Raw genomic sequence first — 4,383 nt, 5'->3', positions numbered from 1 at the left:
TGCGAGTAGTAGTAGAACTACCTTTATCCAATGAAGTGAATGGTTAACCGCAGAGACGCAAAGAGCGCGGAGCTAAAATAATTTTGAATTTTGAATTTTGAATTACAAGTTCATTACGAATTTAACATTCAAAATTCATCATTCAACATTATCAAGTCCTCTGCGTCTCTGCGGTGAAAGCTTTAATATTATTCAGACGTGTTCATGTCATCCCAGCGGTTGACGATGTCGCAGAACAGCTCGGCGGTGCGTTCGGCATCGTAGACGGCGGAGTGGGCTTCGTTGTTGTCCCATTCGATCCCGGCGGCTTTGGCGGCGCGGGCCAGGACGGTCTGGCCGAAGGCGAGTCCGCCCAGGGTGGCGGTGTCGAAGGTGCTGAACTGGTGAAAGGGGATTTTCTTGAAACCCTGGCGGTTGGCGGCCGCCTTGATGAAGCCGAGATCGAAAAACGGGTTGTGCCCGACCAGAATCGCCCGGCTGCATTGCTGAACCCGGACTATCTCGGCGATCGGCTCAAAGATCAGTTCCAGCGCCTCGGCTTCCGGTTTGGCCATGCGAAACGGATGGTAGGGATCGATACCGGTGAACTCCAGCGCCCTGGGGTCCAGCTGTGCGCCTTCAAAGGGCTCAACATGACAGGCGATGGTTTCGGCCGGTTTGACCTTGCCCTTACCATTCATAATGATGGGCACGGCGGCGATTTCAAGCAGGGCATGGCTGTGACAATCGAACCCGGCGGTTTCCACGTCGACTACGACGGGCAGAAAACCACGAAAGCGTTTGGAAATACGGGACATCGGACAGCCTTGAACATTGCAGGGTAATAGCGGCAGTGCGTATTATCACAGTTTCGTTGCAGCCAGGAAAGAGACGGGGCGGGTTTTTCATGAAACAGGTCTATTTCGGTATTTCGCGTATTGTTACGGCGGCTATGCTGTTGTTGGCACTTGGTGTTGCTCAGGCCGGGGAACAGCAGGGTATATTGTGGGAAATCGCTCCCGAATCGGGCCAGGCGAGCTATCTGCTTGGCACCATTCACAGCGAGGATCCCCGGGTAACCCGGTTACCTCCACCGGTACAGAAGCGTTTTGATCAGTCGGACATCTTTTGTGCCGAAATGCAACTGGATCCGGCAACCCAGATCCAGATGAGCCAGGGGATGATGTATCTCAATGGTCAGAAACTGGATCAGCAGATCGGCCCCGAGCTTTATCAACAAACCGTCACATTGATCGCCGATTACGGTATTCCCGAACAGCTGGTACCCATGTTCAAACCCTGGGCGGCCGGTTTGCTGCTGAGTGTTCCCAAACCCGAATCGGGCATGTTTCTCGATTATGTGTTGTATCAAACCGCGCAGGAACAGGGTAAGCAATTGTGTGGTCTGGAAACCCCGGAAGACGTCATTGAGTTATTCGATAACACGCCGCTGAAAACCCAGATCAACCTGTTGCGGGTCGCGGTTCGCGAACACCGCCATCTGGAAGAAATGGTCGAGGAAATGCTGCAGATTTACCTGGCGCGCGATCTCGATGGCCTGCTGGCATTCAGCGAACGGGAACTGGAAAAATCGGGTAAGGATGTCAGTGCGCTGGTCAACGACAGTCTGATCGAACAACGTAACCGCAACATGCTGGAAACCATGCAGGCGCAGCTGGCAAAAGGTAATGCCTTTATCGCCGTCGGCGCCCTGCATCTGCCCGGCGACGTCGGCCTGTTACGCATGCTGGAAGAACAGGGCTATCGGGTCAAAGCCGTCTATTAACCCGGGCCCTTCGGGCAGGGCCCAGGGACGAGGTACGAGTGACGAGGTGCAGCTGTAGGTCAGGTTGCGCGTAGCGCTACCTGACATTCTCTTGACCCCGGTTCCGGTTTTTAACGGTTGGTGGGAGCGCCCCACGGGCGCGATTGCCGGGCGATGGTGGGGTCGCGGTCGTCGTCGCTCCCGGCGTCCTGCCTACCGCGACATTAGCACTTCCCTGTGCGTCGCCCGCTCCCACAGGTAAAGGCAGTTCTTGGTACTTAGTACTTAGAACTCAGCACTCAGCACTAATCTTTCATTCGCCAGTGAACAACCTCGCCGGCACGCAGCGGAATCAGCTCTTCCTCGCCAAACTTCATGCCGCTGGCCACTGTCCAGTCTTCGCGGATCAGGGTGATGCGATCGCTGTTGCGCGGCAGGCCGTAAAAATCGGCGCCGTAGTGGCTGGCGAAGCCTTCCAGTTTGTCCAGTGCACCGGCCTCGTCGAAGGCTTCGGCATACAGCTCCAGCGCGGCATGGGCGGAGTAAATCCCGGCACAACCGCAACCCGACTCCTTGGCGTGGCGCGGATGCGGGGCGCTGTCGGTGCCGAGAAAGAACTTGCCCGTGTCACTGATCGCCGCCTTGAGCAGCGCCTGGCGATGTTGTTCCCGCTTGAGGATCGGCAGGCAGAAGTGGTGTGGATTCATGCCGCCGCGGAACATGGCATTGCGGTTCATCAGCAGATGATGCGGGGTGATGGTCGCGCCCAGGTTATCGGGGCCGGCATGGACGAACTCGGCGGCCTGACGGGTGGTGATGTGTTCCAGCACGACCTTGAGCGGCGGGAACCGTTCGAGTAACGGCCGCAGGGTGCGGTCGATATACACCGCCTCGCGATCGAAAATATCGATCTCCGGTTCGGTGGCCTCACCATGAATCAGTAACGGCAGGCCGGCCTGGGCCATCGCCTCGATGGCGTCCCAGGTTTTCTCGATTGCCGTGACACCCGCCGCCGAGTTGGTGGTGGCGCCGGCGGGATAGAGTTTCACGGCATGCACGTGCGGATGCGCCGCCGCCTTGCGGATTTCCTCCGCCGTGGTGTCATCGGTGAGGTACAGGGTCATCAGGGGATTGAACGACGTCCCCTCCGGCAGCGCGGCCAGAATCCGTTGCCGGTAAGCCAGGGCCTGCTCCACGGTGGTCACCGGGGGTTTGAGATTGGGCATGATGATCGCCCGGGCGAAGCGTCGGGCAGTATCGCCCAGCACGTCAGCTAAAACCGCGCCGTCGCGCACATGCAGGTGCCAGTCGTCCGGGCGGGTAAGGGTAATCTGATCCATGACGGTATTATGCATCTTATCCGGTTGGTGTTCTAGCGAAAGGCAGGTCGGGGTAACGAGGACATTCAAACCCTTTATTCCCCGGTCCGTAGGAGCGGCTCAGCCGCGATAGCCCTATCCGTGCGACAAGGCCTGTCGCGCCGGAGGCGCTCCTACCTTTCATGCGTTCCGGGAAGCAGTGCGCAGGACGTCGAGACGCCGGGTTAAAAGGGAAGAGATCATCTCATGGTGCAACGACTGAATACGCCGGCGTTTTCCCGGGTTCAGGCTGTCGGATCGGACTCGATGGTTCCCCCGGCCCGGACCCAGTCGTTTTCCTGCTGCTCGACTTCATAGCGCGCCCAGTAGGCGAATTCTTCCCGAGTCGCGGTGCCGGTAGTGTAACGGTTGTGACCGCTGACGATCTTGTAGATCACCTTGTCACGGGTCGGCTCTTCGTGCGGGGATTCGTCGATGATCTGTCGCACCTGCCAGAGGCTGCCATACAGCCCGTTGCTGTAATAGTGGCCGAGCTTGATGTCTTCCGGTTGCAGGTGCCTGGTTTCGGAATACTTTGAAGCCAGTGAATAGAGCTGCACCAGGTCGTCAGCGGTCATATCCACCAGCAGATCCATTTTACGCATTGCGTAATCGAGATCGTCCTGGGACAGTCTCGGAATATTGTATTCCTGTTTTTGCGTCGGGCCGCCTTTTGAAACAGATTTCATCAGACTGGCCGGGTAGCGCCGCCAGGGGAACAGGTAGTTAAAGCCGATGGCGACCAGGAAAATGATAAAGGCATTGAGCAATACTGGCGTAAGAACATATTGATAACCCAGGGCATGGATGGCGTCGCCGCCAATCACCGCAGCCAGCGCGGAAGCACCGCCCGGTGGATGAATGCAGGACATGTAATGCATCAGGGTAATTGCGATACCCACCGCCAGGCCGGCGGCAAGAAATACATCGGGAACATACAGGTAACAGGTCATTCCGACTACGGCGGAAATACCATTACCGCCCAGTACGTTCCAGGGCTGGGACAACTTGCCGTGTGGTACCGCGAAGACCAGCACCGCCGAGGCACCCATGGACGGTACGATCATGGCGGCGCCTTCGAAGCCGGTGAAATAGTAGCTGACGACCGCGATCAGAAAGATACCGACAAAGCCGCCGGCGCCGGAGGCGAGTCGTTCGGCATGACTGACCTGTTCAGGTGAATAACCAAAAAAATCTCTGATACTCATCCATCAATTCCCCAATTTTTTAACCTGGGTGTGACGATAACAGGTGGTAATGTGATCGTTGACCATTCCCGCC

4 protein-coding genes are annotated in these 4,383 nt (G+C 57.2%); 1 reads left to right on the top strand and 3 read right to left on the bottom strand.

What is annotated here, in order from left to right:
* Positions 1-188: 188 nt before the first annotated feature.
* Entirely contained in the window at positions 189-797 is a 609-nt protein-coding gene (rnt, locus tag U5K34_RS03915) for a ribonuclease T (protein WP_322566364.1), read from the bottom strand.
* An 89-nt stretch (positions 798-886) separates the two neighbouring features.
* Between rnt and U5K34_RS03910 the strand changes: the two genes are divergently transcribed.
* Positions 887-1,765 carry a TraB/GumN family protein gene (locus U5K34_RS03910; RefSeq protein ID WP_322566363.1) on the top strand — a complete coding sequence of 293 codons (879 nt, stop codon included), beginning with the start codon at positions 887-889 and terminating at the stop codon, positions 1,763-1,765.
* A 284-nt stretch (positions 1,766-2,049) separates the two neighbouring features.
* Here the strand turns inward: U5K34_RS03910 and pyrC are convergent, their stop codons facing one another.
* Together pyrC and U5K34_RS03900 are read right to left on the bottom strand one after the other, a co-directional pair.
* On the bottom strand, positions 2,050-3,084 hold the full coding sequence (gene pyrC, locus U5K34_RS03905) for a dihydroorotase (protein WP_416224016.1): 1,035 nt from the start codon (positions 3,082-3,084) through the stop codon (positions 2,050-2,052).
* A gap of 263 nt (positions 3,085-3,347) precedes the next feature.
* Positions 3,348-4,310 (bottom strand): HPP family protein, encoded by a 963-nt coding sequence (locus U5K34_RS03900; protein WP_322566361.1) that lies wholly within the window; start codon positions 4,308-4,310, stop codon positions 3,348-3,350.
* Positions 4,311-4,383 lie beyond the last annotated feature (73 nt).

Source organism: Thiohalophilus sp., from assembly GCF_034521165.1.
GTDB lineage: Bacteria > Pseudomonadota > Gammaproteobacteria > UBA6429 > Thiohalophilaceae > Thiohalophilus.
The sequence above is the reverse complement of the archived record's forward strand: the minus strand, read 5'-3'. Positions and strand labels throughout refer to the sequence as shown.